Source organism: Portibacter marinus (assembly GCF_021533195.1).
Taxonomy (GTDB): domain Bacteria; phylum Bacteroidota; class Bacteroidia; order Chitinophagales; family Saprospiraceae; genus Portibacter; species Portibacter marinus.
In genome coordinates, this window is record NZ_JAJNKB010000003.1 from 88,630 (window position 1) to 104,618 (window position 15,989).

Here is a 15,989-nt window from a genome sequence, read left to right on the forward strand (position 1 = left end):
AAAATAAACTGCGTTATCGAGCATCAATAATAAAATAAATACCCTGGTGTGCAGGGACGAAAAAAATAATACAAATGCAACTGACACTAAAAGTCTGGAGACAAAAAGATAGCAAGGCGAAAGGTCAATTGGAGACCTACAAAGTTGAGGCAGATGAACACATGTCATTTTTAGAGATGCTGGATGTTCTTAATGAAGATCTCATCTCTCAAAAGAAAGAGCCTATTTCTTTTGCACATGATTGTAGAGAAGGAATCTGTGGCACTTGTAGTCTGGTCATTAACGGCAGACCACATGGTCCTCAGCAAGGTACGACTGTATGTCAACTTCACATGCGTTCTTACAAGGATGGAGATACTATAGTGGTTGAACCTTGGAGGTCGGCAGTGTTTCCTGTGGTTAAAGATCTTGTGACTGACCGTTCTGCATTTGATCGAATTATTCAGGCAGGAGGATTCATCTCGGTAAACACAGGACAAGCACAAGACGCGAATGCCATTCCTGTGGATAAAGAAGATGCACTGGAAGCCTTTGATGCGGCCACTTGTATAGGTTGTGGAGCCTGTGTAGCTGCCTGTCCGAACGGATCTGCTATGCTCTTTACAGCGGCTAAAGTGTCACACCTGGCGCTTCTACCACAGGGACAGGTAGAGCACAAAAAGAGAACAAAAGCAATGGTTGCCCAAATGGATAAAGAAGGTTTTGGCATGTGCTCTAATATTGGAGCATGCGAAGCCGAATGTCCTAAAGAAATTTCACTTGAAAATATAGCGCGGATGAACAGAAGTTATATTGGTGCCGTTTTTACCACTGATTAAATCATTAACAGAAATGTTGATCGTTAGAATCTCCCAGGGTGCGCTGCTAAAAGCTATCGATTAGCCATTAGGATCTATCAGAGCAACTATTCTTTGCCTTGACATACGCTACGATGTATCAGAAAGGCAACATTGACTTTAATTACAAAATCAATTATTAAGTTGCCTTATCGTGGATCCAGGTCTAATAATAATTAAGCTATTTACTCCTGTATTCGAATCCAACCATTGTCGAGCAGTCATTTCATTCGAACTAGCGTCCAATATACTTCCATTCCGAATGATAGCCTCTGTGTCAATATTATAATCACTGCCAATAAACTTCACCCAACTATGATCTAAAGTTAATTTTCCTAGATTTAGACTCACTCGGTTGTCAAAGGTAAATTCTTCAGTTACGTTGCTAAATTCCACTTCATTCGTTGTAGTACTTGCCAAAACGATAACCTGATTATTTTCGTACTGACTGTGCTCGTTGAAAATAAGTTTAGGTCTGTTGTGAGGATTAAAATTGGTAGGGCAACCTCCGGACACAGAGGACCAGTTACTTCGAGTTGCCCAATTGGTACTGGTAGAACCTATCCAATAAAGAGGCACACTTTGACTTGTGGGTAAGGGTGTGAAGATTATACCACTATTTCCAGCTATATTATTGCCCAATGGGGCGTGAGCTATTCCTTCCGTATTGGCATCTATATTCTCGATATTCAGGAAACCTTCCAAACATAAATTTCCACTTGATTTGATTAAAGTTCCCTTATCGTTACTATTAAGTGAATTCAGAACTGCTGGATTATCAGAAGGCGCCAGCGACTCAATACCTTGATTTACTTTAAGTTCAACACCACTACCCAATTCCAATTCAGTATTTTCCTTCATGAAAAGCAAATTATTCACTTCAAGATCCTGGTCAATTTTTACAAGTGCTGAGCCATTAAGTTCCAGGTTATTGAATGAATAGGAGTAGAGGCTCAGCGTAAAACTGTTAGAATTCTCCAATCTTAAATCATAAAAATCATAGTGCTTAAAGGATTTGAAATCTTGACAAATTAGACTGCTGGTTCCCGGTTCGATTATTTGCGCCACTCCGTTATTTATGGCTAATTCTAAAAGCCCTTGCACAGAGATTATGCTACTTCCGAAATAAAAATTGTTGCCATCGTTGTTTCCTACCCTCCAGGAGTTGGTTGTTATATCAAATCCATTGGTTCGAAAATCGGCACCCTCAAATAGCAAACTATTGCAATCTAGGTCTGCATCCAATTTATATTCAGTTCCTACACTTTCGAAACACAAATCAGGTAATGTAGCATTAGATTCTATTGAAAATGACCCAACTCCTTTCATTCTCAGCTTTCCTATACCTGAAAAAAGTGCAAACTTAGAAGATAATAAGCTTCCATTAATGTTCAGATCTTCATTCAAGGTCAGCGTAATCAAACCATTATTTTTGATCCATGTGAAATGCTTACATTTTGCATCATAGTTGGCAGGTATCATGATATTTCCTGCCGAGTTGTTATCAATTACTACATCATCTAATTCGCTAGGAAGACAATTTTCAATATCCATGTCATTGTCCCAGTTTTTCCAATCATCCCATAAAAAATTTCCACTGTAATTGCGCCAGTAAAAAGTATTCGAGGGCAGCTGATTCACTATGTTCCAACCGCTGGAACTACCTGTGAGAATGCCACCACTAAGATTATAACTGCCTTCAGGGCCTGCTTGAATGTTATTAAGCTTCATTCTTGATAAGGTTAAAGAAGCATTTGCAGCATGTAATTCTGCGATATCAGTATGGATGTTTTCTATGATCGGCATTTGGTTACAATCTCCTGTAGATGGCGCATTCACAGTTCCTAAGGCAATAGTATTATCTCTTCCATTTCCACCATTGATTTTTATAATAGAATTGATGCTATTAATAGTTAACGTCTGAATTTCCAGGCCTCCGCCAATTTTAGTTGCATTAATATCCTCTATTATGATTTGATTAAAACTACAGCCGGCACAATCTATATTATTGTCTTCTACCAGGAAGGTAGGTTCATAGTTTTCAAGTACAATTTTATCGTAAAGTGTAGGAACGGTTGTTTGACTAGGATTACCGATAAAAGTTTTAACATGAATGGTATGCAGGCCATTGACTTGCAGAGACCCATAAACAAATTTTGCAAAGTATTCCTGACAATAAATACTTGATCCACTGGTGTTGAATTCTTTAGGATATGGATCGGTAGACGATTGGTTATCCTGGAAAATTAAATCACCTTCTGTTCTCACATCGAATCCCTGTGTAAACCATTCTCCACCGTACATTCTTATTCTTGCTGTGGCATATAAGTCAGAATCCTGCACATACAAAGCATTTGGATGTCTAAATTCTACATGATTTAAATCTTGACCTAATGTGAAAATCCTATGGGTAATCTCTTCCCCATCAAATAAAATTTGGTTATTAAAAGCTCCTGGATTGACATAAACCATTAGGACATCCTCCTTAAACTCGAGGTTCTGATGAATGGTTAAGGTGGTACTACTGAAAGAACTACCTTCAAATCGAAATGTAAATGCTCCGGCAAATTGGTCTACCACAAAAGATCTAACGTTATAATCCTCACCTTCTTCAAATATAATATCAACCCCAGCAGCAAGACCAGAGTTTTTATCAAAGACCACATCAGTGAATGAATTTGGTACTCCCTCATTACCCGATCCACCAGAGGTTTGTGACCAATTGGCAGGATCTCCGAAATTCCCACCGCTTTTATTGACCCAATATAGTGTCTGACTAAAAACTGATAAAGGGATAAAGGTGAATACCAGTATAAGCAAATTTTTCATCATGAGTAGATTAGACCTTTAAGTTAACGGGGATGGATCTAAAATCTATCACCCAGGCGGGTGATTTGCTTTAACACTGTTCGAAGAAGGATCCATACACCATAAAAAAAGCTCGAACAACATTCGTCACTCGAGCTTTTATCAGCTATAAGAATGAAAATCATCCATTCTCTATAGCAGTATTTTAATGTTTTATCCTAATATCTGTAATATTCAGGCTTAAACGGGCCTTCCGGTTTAACACCAATGTAATCCGCCTGCTCTTTACTGAGTTCTTCCAATTCAACGCCGATTTTCTCTAAATGTAAGCGAGCTACTTTTTCGTCCAAGTGTTTGGGCAACATATAAACCTCATTGTTATAGTTTCCAGCATTCTCCCATAACTCTATCTGCGCAAGCACTTGATTGGTGAATGAGTTAGACATTACAAAAGAGGGGTGACCAGTAGCACATCCTAAATTCACTAGGCGTCCCTCAGCCAATAAAATGATATCGTTATCATCAATGGTATATTTATCTACCTGAGGTTTGATTTCCACTTTGGTATCCCCATAGTTTTTATTCAACCAAGCCATATCGATCTCATTATCAAAATGACCGATATTACAAACGATGGTCTTGTCCTTCATCATTCTAAAATGTCTTTCCGTTATGATATTGAAGTTGCCGGTAGCTGTAACTACGATATTTGCTTGAGGAATAGCATTCTCCATCTTTAAAACTGCGAAACCATCCATAGCGGCCTGAAGAGCACATATCGGATCGATCTCAGTGACAATCACCCTCGCACCTGCACCTCGGAGGGACGCAGCAGAACCTTTACCTACGTCTCCATATCCTGCAACAACTGCAACTTTTCCGGCCATCATTACATCTGTCGCTCTTCTAATAGCATCAACCAATGACTCTTTGCAGCCATATTTATTGTCAAATTTTGATTTAGTCACAGAATCATTAATGTTAATGGCTGGGAGAGGTAGCGTTCCTTTCAGTTGTCTTTCGTAAAGTCTGTGAACTCCCGTTGTGGTTTCTTCTGAAATTCCTTTAATACCTCCTACTAATTCTGGGTATCTATCCAAGACCATGTTTGTAAGATCTCCACCATCATCTAAAATCATGTTTAATGGCTTACCATCTTCAAAAGCAGTCAAGGTTTGTTCTATACACCAATCAAATTCTTCCTCAGTCATTCCTTTCCATGCAAAAACAGAAATTCCTGCAGCGGCTACTGCTGCCGCGGCTTGATCTTGAGTAGAAAATATATTACAACTTGACCAGGTTACCTCTGCACCTAATTCCACAAGCGTTTCAATTAATACCGCTGTCTGTATGGTCATATGTAGGCATCCTGCAATTCTGGCACCTCTCAGTGGCTTTGTTTGTCCAAACTCCTCTCTCAATGCCATAAGACCAGGCATTTCAGCTTCCGCCAATTCTATTTCTTTTCTTCCCCAATCGGCAAGATTGATATCTTTAACTTTGTAATTTAATTGTGTTGTTGTGCTCATCTTACATTTTTATTTTCAGCTCGCAAAAGTACGATATTATCTAGTGTTTTCCTAGTCCTACATTTTTACAAATAAACAAGACATTTGTTTACAAGGCCTCTAAATTGTTAAGTAGTAAACATTTTCCGTAACTAGTATGCGACAAAACACCATAAGCTTGCAATAAAACATGAGGGCAAAACGATGTTACTGTTTCTTCCTTATGTGCAACACTAAAACACAACGGTAGCCTACAACAAATCTATTAAACCAATAACTCTGACCGCACATCAGTGCAGTCTGAGCCATACGCTTATATGGGTACTTTGAGTATAGGAAAATGAAGAAACCTTTGGTTTTAAAATCCCGCCGGTATGTTCGAAAGGACATACCGGCTATTTCCTGCTTTATCTATATTCAAAAAAAAAGCCCCGATGGATGACCGGAGCTTTATCTTTTATTCTACACTAGACTTTAATCTCTGTTTAAAATAGACATCAGTCTCAATATTTCCACATAAAGCCACACCAGGGTGACCAATAATCCCATTCCGGCAAACCATTCCATATATCTCGGCATACCTGCTTCCTCTCCTTTTTCGAAAAAATCAAAATCTAACAGCAGATTCATTGCTGCAATACCTATGATAACCAAACTAATTCCTATACCAATCGGACCACTCGTGTGCAAAAACGGAAGATTAATCCCGAAAAATCCAAGTACCCACGATAAAACGTAGACCAGTAAGACTGCTCCAGTTGCCATAATAATTCCAGATCTTAATTTCTGCGTGACTTTAATGACTCCCGTGCGATACAAAATCAGCATGGTAATCAAAACACAAATAGTAGCGCTTACAGCCTGAATGATGATACCACCTGATTGTGCTGCATAAAGAGCAGATATTCCACCTACAAATAACCCTTCGAATCCAGCATAAAGTGGTGCTGCAATCGGCGATGTAGTAGGTTTAAAACTCGCAACCAACACTGTAATTAGACCTGCAATAGCGCCACCCCAAATAAACAAAGGGGAAGGATTAGCAAAGCTGTAGAATGCTGTGACAAGCAAGATTCCCGTCAACATTATAGTTTTGTTGACCGCTCCTGTTACTGTCATTCTCTCTACACCCGTGTAACTTACTGCCTGATCATTTCTATATAAGGTCTCTTCCTTCAGCATAGGGTTGTTCCCTCCAAAAATTCTTCTTCTTGACATTTATCTCATTGTTTTAAGTTAATTCAATCTAATCTTCGTCAAATGTATAACAAATAATTGACGATATAGAGTTCCGCAATTAGTCGATCAGGGGGAAAGATTGGTCTTATTGATTTTCATATTTTTCGATGGCCTCCCTTATTTTTTCCCTTCTATTTTCGGGACTTGGATGTGAACTCTGAAATTCAGGTACTCTTGCTCCTCCTGATGCCTTTTCTAAGATATCCATGACTCCAATAAGAGCCTCAGGGTCATAACCTGATTCAATCATTAACTTGACTCCCCATTCATCTGACTCAAGTTCCTGATCCCGACCATATTTCATACTGGTATATTGACCTACTACATTAGCTATCTGAGCCATTGTCGCATCCCCACCAGCACCAATCAAAATGCTCTGAATAATACCCTGAATGAAGCCTGATCTAGCCATTCTCTCTGCTCCATGTCTTTCAATGACATGTCCAATTTCGTGACCCATTATCCCCGCCAGTTGATCTTCATTTTCGAGCTGATTAAACAAAGCATAAGTAATAAAGGTTTGTCCGCCCGGCAAAGCGAATGCATTCACGGTGTTAGGATCGGCCAGCAAGTGAAATTCATAAGGATACTCTGATTCTTGTCCAGTGGGCGTATTCATCAGTCGCTGCCCTACCCTGTCCAGGTAATCCTGGGCCCTTTGATCTGCATATAATCCGCCGTACTGCTGTGCCATCTGTGGTGCAGCTTGAATACCTAGGGCTACTTCCTCTTCCAGAGTCCATTGAACACGCTGCGTTTCACCAGTCACGGGATTAACCTGGGTATTTGTAAAGTATTTAAAAGCTTGAAAAACGGCCATAGCCAGACCAATGAATAGCATGATTTTAAATCGGCTCGTTCCTGCACCTCTTCCTTTTCTGCTGTAAGGATCACCCGTTCCTCCGTAATATCTACCTTGTTGACTTCTTCTACGTAACATGATTTATAAATTTAACCGGTGATTAGGAATTTGACCAAGAGAAATAACATGTAAACGAATGCCAGTCTAATGGAGTAGTCAATGTCAGGGATAACTTTGACGATATAGCAATAGATCAAAACGGGAATACAGGCAATTGCAATTGCTGCCAAAGGTAATCCTAAAACCTGAGTAACATACATCAGCACAGACTCATGATCTCCCCATGGATAAATGACATAGGCAATAATCATCATAAAAACCACCATCACCCAACTGCTCCATTCTGTTCTAAAATCCATAACCAGAATTTATATGTATTATATTACTTTTATCTTGCAAATGTTCTGTCAAGATATTGAATATCATCTAAATCATGTAATGATTTTTCTGAAAGTCAGATTTATCCTGGGTTTCATAGTCTTTTTCGATTTGGGGATCTGATGTTTCCAAAACTTCTGTAAGGACCCTCTCATTATCAATAAACTTCCATTTTCAAGAATAATCCGCTCTTTTAATGGCTTACTTTTATGTTTCAACTGAAATACGCGTTCCTGTCCAATAGAAATAGACGCAATTTCCGGCTCTGGACCTAGTTCCTTTTCATCGTCACTGTGCCATCCATTACTATCCGATCCATCACGGTAAAGGTTTAAAAGGACAGAGTTAAATCCCTGATGACTGTATTTTTCAATGCGATTTTTAATAGTAAGTAGCTCCTTGGTCCACGGAATTGGATTTAAATCTATGTTACTATAGGAGTAGATGGCGCCTTCATCTCCGTACCACGCTTGTAATCTTGGAACATCGTATGTCTTGCCAAATATGGTAATGCGATCTTTACGCCAGGGTACTTCTTGAATAAAATGGTTTAAAAGCTTTGAAGCATCGTCTTTGTTTAAAAAAGCAGGAAAATATTGTATTTCTCCATCCTCAATTAGAATTTTTTTCTCTGTTAACATGATTCACCGGTTCATTTGATACCTACCTGACATTTAAAATATAACATTCTTGACAATTCTGACATTATTGACCTTTTGACATAGGGCATGTAAGTACAATAGCCATCTTGTTTATAGCTTTTGTAAATGAGAACACTATACAAAAGATTATTAACCATACGCTTATATCCTAGATTTATAAAGGTGCATCGACTTCATCGTCTTTGCACCTTTTCTCTTTGCTTTTAGGCAAATAAAAAAGGCATACTCTTTCGAATATGCCTCTTATTTTTCTTGAGTTATTTCAATTACATCGCATTGACCATTCTGGTCAACTTACCTTTCAGGTTCGATGCTTTATTGGCGTGCCAGTTTCCTGACTTTGCTAATTTGTCTATCATGCTTACGACTTTAGGGAGATACTTGGACGCTTCATTTTTGTCTTCCATTTCTCTCAATTTACGAATAGCAGTTCTAGTTGATTTCTTGTAATATCTATTACTGATTCTCTTTGCAGAGTCCTGTCTAATCCTTTTCTTAGCTGAGGCGTGATGAGCCATAAATCTTATCTTTTTTAAATTCGGAGTGCAAATTTACAATAATTTTATAAATATACAAGATAATCTGCTATAATTTATAGTAAATCATGTGATTGGCATTATCTTGGCAAAAATTTTTAAAAATCCAACAAATTAAGGTTCTGTACGTTAATTATGGAACTGAAAAATGCAGACTATGCCAGATTATTCATACGTTTTTAATGCCCATCCTACCTATATAGAAGACATGTACAACAAGTATAAGTCTGATCCTTATCAAGTTGATCAAGAATGGAGAACCTTTTTCGAAGGTTTTGAATTCGGATCAAATGGAAATGGTACGGTGGATCACGCTCTGAGTAATAGTAATGTGACAAAGGAGTTTGGCGTACTTTCTATCATACACGGCTATAGAAGTAGAGGGCATCTTTTATCTACTACTAATCCCATTAGAAGTAGAAGAGATAGAAGTCCGCATTTGTCTCTGAGCGATTATAATCTCGACGAATCTGATCTGGATGACGTATTTGTGGCTGGCGAAGAGATCGGAATGAAAAATGCTACGCTAAAGCAAATTTTGGATCAACTTTCGAAAGTTTATACCAGTGACTTAGGTATAGAATATGCCCACATTGAGAATCGTGAAAAGCGACTTTGGTTGAGACAAAAGATCGAAGGAAGAGATTTAAGTGAAGACTATGGTTTGGGACATGAAAAGCGGGAGCGCATACTTGAAAAGCTGAATGGGGCTACCATTTTTGAGAAATTCTTGCACACCAAATATGTTGGTCAAAAGCGTTTTTCACTAGAAGGTGGAGAAACAACCATACCAGCAATTGATGCCATTATCAATACAGGTGCTGCAGATAAAGTTCAGGAGGTGATCATCGGAATGGCGCATAGGGGAAGGTTAAATGTTTTGGCCAATATTATGGGTAAGACCTACGAAAGCATCTTTAGTGAGTTCGAAGGTACTGCCATTCCAGACCTAAGTTTTGGAGACGGTGATGTTAAATATCATTTAGGATTTTCTTCCATGGTGGACACGCCTTCTGGCAAGACCGTTCATTTAAAATTAACGCCCAATCCTTCTCATTTGGAGGCTGTAAATACGGTAGTCGAAGGCTTTGCCAGAGCTAAGGCTGACATACTTTATGAAAGTGACTATGATCAGATACTTCCTATTTTGATTCATGGTGATGCTGCACTTGCAGGACAAGGTGTGGTTTTTGAAACGGTGCAGATGAGCAAACTTAAAGGTTACTTTACAGGGGGTACCATTCACTTTGTGATCAACAATCAGATTGGCTTTACAACCGACTTTGATGATGCCAGATCATCAACTTATTCTACAGGAGTTGCCAGTATTGTTCAGGCTCCTGTTTTTCATGTCAATGGCGACAATCCTGACGCTGTGATTTATGCCGCAGAGTTAGCAACTGAATACCGTCAGTTATTTAATAATGACGTCTTCATCGACATGGTATGCTATAGAAAACATGGTCATAACGAGGGAGATGATCCTAAATTTACACAACCCCAGATGTATGAATTCATCAACGATCACAAAAGTCCGAGAGAAATCTACGCTGAAAAATTGATGCAATCCAATGAAGTAGACAAAGGAACCGCTGAAAAGCTGGAAGAAGAATTCTGGAATACCCTTCAGGACAGACTGGATCTTGTCAAAGAGAAAGATCTTCCATACACCTATCAGGAGCCAGAGCAAGCGTGGAGATCATTGACAAAGAAAACGGAGGCTAAAGATTATCTTCAATCTCCTAAAACAGGGATTACTAAGAAAAACGTAGATAAAATTCTGGACCATTTAATGTCCGTACCTGAAGATTTTACTCTGCTTAGTAAAATCAATCGTTTGCAAAAAGGTAAGCAAAAATTACTGGATGACAATAAATTAGATTGGGCATTGGCAGAATTATTGGCTTATGGTTCAATTCTGATAGAGGGTAAGAATGTCAGAATGAGTGGCCAGGATGTAAAGCGAGGTACTTTTTCCCACAGACACGCTATTTTCAACGATGCCAAGACTTACGAAGATTACAATCGATTGAGCGGTATTACTGAGGATCAGGGCAGATTTATGATTTACAATTCTTTGCTTTCCGAATTTGGAGTTTTAGGTTTTGAATACGGATATTCTTTAGCAACACCTGACGCTTTAGTACTTTGGGAAGCCCAGTTTGGTGATTTCGCCAATGGTGCTCAGACCATTTTTGATCAGTTCATCAGTGCGGGAGAGAGTAAGTGGCAAAGGATGAGCGGCATCGTCATGCTCTTGCCTCATGGGTATGAAGGTCAAGGACCTGAACATTCATCAGCAAGACTAGAGCGATATCTGGCAGCCTGTGCCGAATATAATTTGACGGTAGCCAACATAACCACTCCAGCCAACTTTTTTCATGCGCTGCGAAGACAGTTAGCCAGGCCTTTTCGAAAACCATTGGTTGTGATGTCTCCAAAATCGCTGTTAAGGCATCCACTTTGTGTTTCAGACAAATCTGAGTTTACTTCGAATCACAGATTTCAGGAGGTGATCACAGATCATGAAACCGTATCAAAAACCAAGAGGGTTGTATTATGTAGTGGCAAGGTTTACTACGACATTTTGGAGAAAAAGCAGGAAAACAAACGCGATGATGTCGTCTTGGTCAGACTTGAACAACTTTATCCATTTCCTGAGAATCAAATTAAGGAGATTTTTGAAAAATATAAGAAAGCTGACTTTTTGTGGGTTCAGGAAGAACCTAAGAACATGGGAGCCTGGTACTTTATTTTAAATCAATTAAGAGAGACCAATATTCAGGTCATCTCTAGAAAAGCAAGCGCTTCTCCCGCCACAGGGTTTAAGAAAGTGCATGATAAAGAGCAGGCAGAGTTGGTGGATAGAGCTTTGGGGTAATAGCAAATTGTGGTGTTATAGTACAAATTCCTTATATGGAATAGAGGTGTCTAAGCCTTTGCTCTTAAAGTATTGAGCAACTTCTTGGCTATCCATTTCAGAAGCTGCCAACACAAAGTCTCCCCCCCAGGCACCTAATGATTTTATAGCACCATTGAAGTCGGAAAAATGGGTGACTTTACATGCTTCCAGCTTCAAATTCTTAGCTACTAATTCTTCGGCTTCATTGATTAAGGATATGAAATCTTTCAATGAATTGCATTTCTGAAACGCACATGCTATGTCAGTAGAGTGCTTAACAAATGAGGATTTATTTTTGACTGTCTTAGTGTAGTATTTAATTCCTTCTTCAGAAGATTGCTTCCTACCTAAATACACAAAATAGAGTTGATCGGCGAAATTGGGTTCGAAATCGATTTCTTCCCAATTAATCGTGCCATCTTCCAATTGGTAGTAAATAGGACCATCCGCCCCAGCACAAGCGACATCATAACCTGAGCCGTTACTGTACTTAAAGTGAAGTAAAAGTGGATGAACATCAGCCCATTGAGCAACAAGGTAGGTCAATGAAGAACTCGAACCCAGGCCCCAGTTATTCGGAAATTCCAAACGAGTTTCCACCTTGAAACCATTCCATTTAGATAAAAATTCAGAATTGAGACGGACCGCATTTTTCAAAAGCTTTTTAAGCTTGAGGGCCATTTCTTCATCGGATGTTTTAATAGGAGAAAAATCAAAAAGGGATATCTGAGCTGAAAACCATTCTTGACCATTGGAATCCAAAGCTTTCCAGATAATATCTGATCCTTTATTCTGTTTAAAGGAGAGAGACTGTCCTTTCTGGGTCGGCAAAGCTATCGCTTTAGCGCCATCTAATACTGCATATTCACCAGTTAGCAGTACTTTACCGTGAGCGTAAAAGTTGCCTTTAATGTTCGTGGGTTTTCGTTAATCTACAAAACTTAACGAATGTAACAAATTAAAAAATTCTATATATTATTATTGTAGATATATTTTTAGAATTTAAGATTTGATGGAGAGCTTACAAATCAAACTTTGTCAAAACACAAAGGCAGTATTGCTTGCAAATAAAATTTGCAAGTCTCAAGGGTAGTACTTATAGCAAATATTCTCAAGTCCTGAGGGTGGTACTTTTCCAAATGAATTTTGCAATTCCCGAGGGCAGCGATTCTTGAAATAAAACCTGAGCGTTTCAAGCTCACAACCATCCAGGTCAATAAGAAATAACCTTAAACTGACTTTCCTATTCCGTCGCTACTAATCCTGACGAGCAAATACCCTTCTTAATAAATCCGTTGTCCTTGCACTAATGTTCTCTCGAATATTCAATTCCTCTCGTTCAATTCGGTCAAACAATGCCACCAGCGCTTTCTGTGTAATATACTGCTCCAGCCTTGGATTCATCTTTTGGACAAATGGTATCTTATTATAAGCATTCACTGCATCCTCCCAATAGTCCAGCGCATTGTATTTATTCAATGCATTTACAATGACCGGTTCAAATTCTCCCACCAAGGGATCATAAGTTTTTGCGTTCAGATACATGGTTGCAGCATTTCGATCTCCCATCAATATGCCCATGGCATCATTAATTGTCATGGTTCTAATCGCATTGACAAAAATTGGACTTGCCGTCTTCACCGCATCTTCAGCTGCATGATTAATCTTCTCGAGTACCACCTCTTCAACATTCTGAAATCCTGGTACTAATTCCAATTTTTCAACCAACTTTTGAGCCTCCTCGGGTAAGAATATCTTATAATCCGTTTTGTAAAAACCATCTGTACTACTAAGATATTGAACACCCTTATCTACGCCCTGATCTAAGGCCTGTTTCAAACCATTGGCTATTTCTTCCGACGTCAAGTCTCCAGAGGCAGCTTCTGCAGCATCCAATACACGCTGCAATGTAGCTTGATCACATGACCAAAAACCCACCATCATCAAACCCAATACGATTAACTTTCTCATAACCTATCTTTTTACCATAAACCAAAAACCATCCAAAATCATCGTTATGTAAATGTTAATTAGAATACTCAATAACAGATTTCTGGACTTTACCTCCAAGTTGAACGCCTATTTTATGCAGCTTTAGATCCACTTTTTCAATGATATCAAATTTCGTCTTCAACTTATTTACGATATTATAAGCCACAGTCTCAAGTAATTGTTTGGGCTCCCTCATCTCCTTCTTGCAAATCATGTAGATATTTTCATAATTGACCGTATCGTGAATATCCTCTGAGTCAACTAAGTCACTTTTGAGTTCCACATAGACATCCAACAAAAATTGGCTCCCCATTTTCCTTTCGGATTCATAATATCCATGAAATGCATGAAATTCCATACCTTCTAATCCTATTCTTGTCATAATTTAACAGATTTTACCAGCTTCCGCCGCCGCCGCCGCCGAAACCGCCGCCACTAAATCCTCCCCCACTACTGAATCCGCCGCCACTACTACTGAAAGCAGACCCACCGCTAGAAGTTTCTATTTTTGGAAAAGTGGTGAACGCTTTTGTCATTTCATTGGTCTCAAAACTTCGGCTAAAATCAATAAAGTTGGGAACAACCCACACACCCATATGATAAGCTTCATACCAGGAGGGTGCCCGTGTACTTATTTTTTCATACGTTTTGAGCCATTGTTTGTCGTAACCAAATGCAACTGCATAAGGCAGCATGTGACTAAAATAATTTGGATCCTGATTACTAAGCCTCTGTACTTCCTCGTCATCTCCTGCCTTCAGAAACTCAGCCAATCCTAAAAGGTGCTCGTGAATTTCCTGACCATATTCCGACAACGATGCTGTGAAGAATGAAAATCCAAAGCAAAATATTCCTATCACTATGATTCCTATTCCGAATATAAGATAAGGTGTAAAAATCGTTATCCATAAACCCGCAGCAGCCGCCAGACTACAGATGATAGGCCAGCGCCAGGACTTAAACCAGTAAACGTAATTGGGATCATAATATCCGGCATTTTCAATTTCTTTAGCCAATTGACCCTTAACTTGAAAATATACAGGACCGTATTTGTGCTGTGCTTCTGAAAAAGAAACCACACCACTTTGCTCAAAAATGGCATCAAAAAAGGTATGCTCATATTCAGGAAATTCCGGTGGTAAATCCTTCAACTTTACCAACTGCATATCCCCATCTTCCAGTCCCCGTACCTTGATGAATCCCTCCGTTGCCCAGTAGGGAATTAAAGAGATCACATCCCGTTTATGAACTTTGTGGTCAATGTACGCTCCCACATGTGCTGAAGTCAAACCTTTCGGTGGATAATACTTTGGCACGATCGGCTCATGGGACTTATTGGCATTTCTTCTTCTTTTCCACCACTCTCTAATGATGCCCAATAAAAAAATCGGGAAAGCAATGAACCACCATTTGTTCTTATCCTTATCGATCTCAAAACCACCTCCTGTGAAACGACTTGATTTTTCCTTGATCTCTTCATAGGTCGGAATATTGTCAAAGTAACCTAATGGCAACTTCAATGCTGCAGTAACGCCATCTTTTCGATTTAGTGGTCGAGTCAATTGGCCCTTTAGTGTGTTGCCTGAGTAATCATAAATGATGTCATTTGCCTCACTATCATATTCACCTACCCATAGACCAACATCTTCCGACCTTAATGGGATCGGTTCAGGTAAGATTACTTTGAAGAAAACATTCTGAATGGGTACCTCCCAACTGTTGCCAGTGAGGTTCCAATAAATCTCTGCATGTTCATCATACGCGATGACAGTTTGATCCACCGTATATTGAATCTCATAATGCTGAGGCCCAGTGAGATAAACCAATGCATCCCCAATTCTTATTCTTTTCTCATGTTGAACATCGGTTACGTGAAACTTATGCCCTGGCACCTCTATATTTTCGATAGGGGCGCTGTGATTAACTCCATCAAAATCATACCTCGTAGGTATCACCCTAAAAATCCCCCTACTCTCTTTTAGAAAATTGACATCAATCTTTTCTGTGATGTCCAGCACACCATCTCTGGTTACTCTGACTTCTACATTAAATGAGTCAATGACAAATGTCTGTGTTTTGGCCTGAAACAGACTAAGTAAAAACAGTGCAAAAAGACTGAAGAAGCGTCCCATATTAATTCTTAATGTTATTTATAGCAATCAATCCTTTAAAACTCAAAAACTAATCTTTAATTCCAAGAAATAAAAGAAATAGATGAAAATATCTAAATGTTCTACAAATCTTATTCAATATAATTTCGTTCTGC

Annotated in this window: 13 protein-coding genes; 2 read left to right on the top strand and 11 right to left on the bottom strand. The window is 39.0% G+C overall.

Annotated features, from left to right (window positions below; all coding sequences use genetic code 11):
- Positions 1 to 74: 74 nt before the first annotated feature.
- On the top strand, positions 75 to 818 hold the full coding sequence (locus L2567_RS08095; RefSeq protein ID WP_235297250.1) for a succinate dehydrogenase/fumarate reductase iron-sulfur subunit: 744 nt from the start codon (positions 75 to 77) through the stop codon (positions 816 to 818).
- A 150-nt stretch (positions 819 to 968) separates the two neighbouring features.
- Here L2567_RS08095 and L2567_RS08100 read toward each other — a convergent pair whose 3' ends face one another.
- The 7 genes from L2567_RS08100 to rpsT form a co-directional block, all read right to left on the bottom strand.
- Positions 969 to 3,665 (bottom strand): hypothetical protein, encoded by a 2,697-nt coding sequence (locus tag L2567_RS08100; protein ID WP_235297251.1) that lies wholly within the window; start codon positions 3,663 to 3,665, stop codon positions 969 to 971.
- Positions 3,666 to 3,862: 197 nt separating this feature from the next.
- On the bottom strand, positions 3,863 to 5,173 hold the full coding sequence (ahcY, locus tag L2567_RS08105; RefSeq protein ID WP_235297252.1) for an adenosylhomocysteinase: 1,311 nt from the start codon (positions 5,171 to 5,173) through the stop codon (positions 3,863 to 3,865).
- A gap of 453 nt (positions 5,174 to 5,626) precedes the next feature.
- Entirely contained in the window at positions 5,627 to 6,370 is a 744-nt protein-coding gene (locus L2567_RS08110; protein WP_235297253.1) for a Bax inhibitor-1/YccA family protein, read from the bottom strand.
- Positions 6,371 to 6,476: 106 nt separating this feature from the next.
- Positions 6,477 to 7,331 carry a M48 family metallopeptidase gene (locus L2567_RS08115; protein ID WP_235297254.1) on the bottom strand — a complete coding sequence of 285 codons (855 nt, stop codon included), beginning with the start codon at positions 7,329 to 7,331 and terminating at the stop codon, positions 6,477 to 6,479.
- 11 nt (positions 7,332 to 7,342) lie between these two features.
- The gene (locus L2567_RS08120) at positions 7,343 to 7,612 is read right to left on the bottom strand and encodes a hypothetical protein (protein ID WP_235297255.1); all 270 of its coding nucleotides are present in this window, start codon (positions 7,610 to 7,612) and stop codon (positions 7,343 to 7,345) included.
- A 72-nt stretch (positions 7,613 to 7,684) separates the two neighbouring features.
- Positions 7,685 to 8,272: an alpha-ketoglutarate-dependent dioxygenase AlkB family protein gene (locus L2567_RS08125; RefSeq protein ID WP_235297256.1), complete on the bottom strand. Its 588-nt coding sequence runs from the start codon at positions 8,270 to 8,272 to the stop codon at positions 7,685 to 7,687.
- Positions 8,273 to 8,559: 287 nt separating this feature from the next.
- Complete coding sequence (rpsT, locus tag L2567_RS08130) at positions 8,560 to 8,811, bottom strand: 30S ribosomal protein S20 (protein ID WP_235297257.1); 252 nt, start codon at positions 8,809 to 8,811, stop codon at positions 8,560 to 8,562.
- A gap of 175 nt (positions 8,812 to 8,986) precedes the next feature.
- Here rpsT and L2567_RS08135 point away from each other — a divergent pair, with 175 nt between their 5' ends.
- Positions 8,987 to 11,710: a 2-oxoglutarate dehydrogenase E1 component gene (locus L2567_RS08135; protein WP_235297258.1), complete on the top strand. Its 2,724-nt coding sequence runs from the start codon at positions 8,987 to 8,989 to the stop codon at positions 11,708 to 11,710.
- A 15-nt stretch (positions 11,711 to 11,725) separates the two neighbouring features.
- On the opposite strand, the gene L2567_RS08140 is transcribed toward L2567_RS08135, so the two are convergent.
- From L2567_RS08140 to L2567_RS08155, 4 genes are all read right to left on the bottom strand, one after another.
- Positions 11,726 to 12,643, bottom strand: a complete 918-nt coding sequence (locus L2567_RS08140) for a GYDIA family GHMP kinase (protein WP_319942130.1) — start codon at positions 12,641 to 12,643, stop codon at positions 11,726 to 11,728.
- Between the two features lie 345 nt (positions 12,644 to 12,988).
- The gene (locus tag L2567_RS08145; RefSeq protein ID WP_235297260.1) at positions 12,989 to 13,702 is read right to left on the bottom strand and encodes a DUF4197 domain-containing protein; all 714 of its coding nucleotides are present in this window, start codon (positions 13,700 to 13,702) and stop codon (positions 12,989 to 12,991) included.
- 55 nt (positions 13,703 to 13,757) lie between these two features.
- Positions 13,758 to 14,105 (bottom strand): dihydroneopterin aldolase, encoded by a 348-nt coding sequence (gene folB / locus L2567_RS08150; protein ID WP_235297261.1) that lies wholly within the window; start codon positions 14,103 to 14,105, stop codon positions 13,758 to 13,760.
- 13 nt (positions 14,106 to 14,118) lie between these two features.
- Positions 14,119 to 15,855, bottom strand: coding sequence for a DUF2207 domain-containing protein (locus L2567_RS08155; RefSeq protein WP_235297262.1), 1,737 nt, complete (start codon positions 15,853 to 15,855; stop codon positions 14,119 to 14,121).
- Between the last annotated feature and the right edge of the window lie 134 nt (positions 15,856 to 15,989).

Excerpts from the sequence above, each read along its gene's own strand:
- L2567_RS08095 (WP_235297250.1), top strand. The coding sequence starts at position 75 with ATGCAACTGACACTAAAAGTCTGGAGACAAAAAGATAGCAAGGCGAAA.
- L2567_RS08100 (WP_235297251.1), bottom strand. The coding sequence starts at position 3,665 with ATGAAAAATTTGCTTATACTGGTATTCACCTTTATCCCTTTATCAGTT.
- ahcY (WP_235297252.1), bottom strand. The coding sequence starts at position 5,173 with ATGAGCACAACAACACAATTAAATTACAAAGTTAAAGATATCAATCTT.
- L2567_RS08110 (WP_235297253.1), bottom strand. The coding sequence starts at position 6,370 with ATGTCAAGAAGAAGAATTTTTGGAGGGAACAACCCTATGCTGAAGGAA.
- L2567_RS08115 (WP_235297254.1), bottom strand. The coding sequence starts at position 7,331 with ATGTTACGTAGAAGAAGTCAACAAGGTAGATATTACGGAGGAACGGGT.
- L2567_RS08120 (WP_235297255.1), bottom strand. The coding sequence starts at position 7,612 with ATGGATTTTAGAACAGAATGGAGCAGTTGGGTGATGGTGGTTTTTATG.
- L2567_RS08125 (WP_235297256.1), bottom strand. The coding sequence starts at position 8,272 with ATGTTAACAGAGAAAAAAATTCTAATTGAGGATGGAGAAATACAATAT.
- rpsT (WP_235297257.1), bottom strand. The coding sequence starts at position 8,811 with ATGGCTCATCACGCCTCAGCTAAGAAAAGGATTAGACAGGACTCTGCA.
- L2567_RS08135 (WP_235297258.1), top strand. The coding sequence starts at position 8,987 with ATGCCAGATTATTCATACGTTTTTAATGCCCATCCTACCTATATAGAA.
- L2567_RS08145 (WP_235297260.1), bottom strand. The coding sequence starts at position 13,702 with ATGAGAAAGTTAATCGTATTGGGTTTGATGATGGTGGGTTTTTGGTCA.
- folB (WP_235297261.1), bottom strand. The coding sequence starts at position 14,105 with ATGACAAGAATAGGATTAGAAGGTATGGAATTTCATGCATTTCATGGA.
- L2567_RS08155 (WP_235297262.1), bottom strand. The coding sequence starts at position 15,855 with ATGGGACGCTTCTTCAGTCTTTTTGCACTGTTTTTACTTAGTCTGTTT.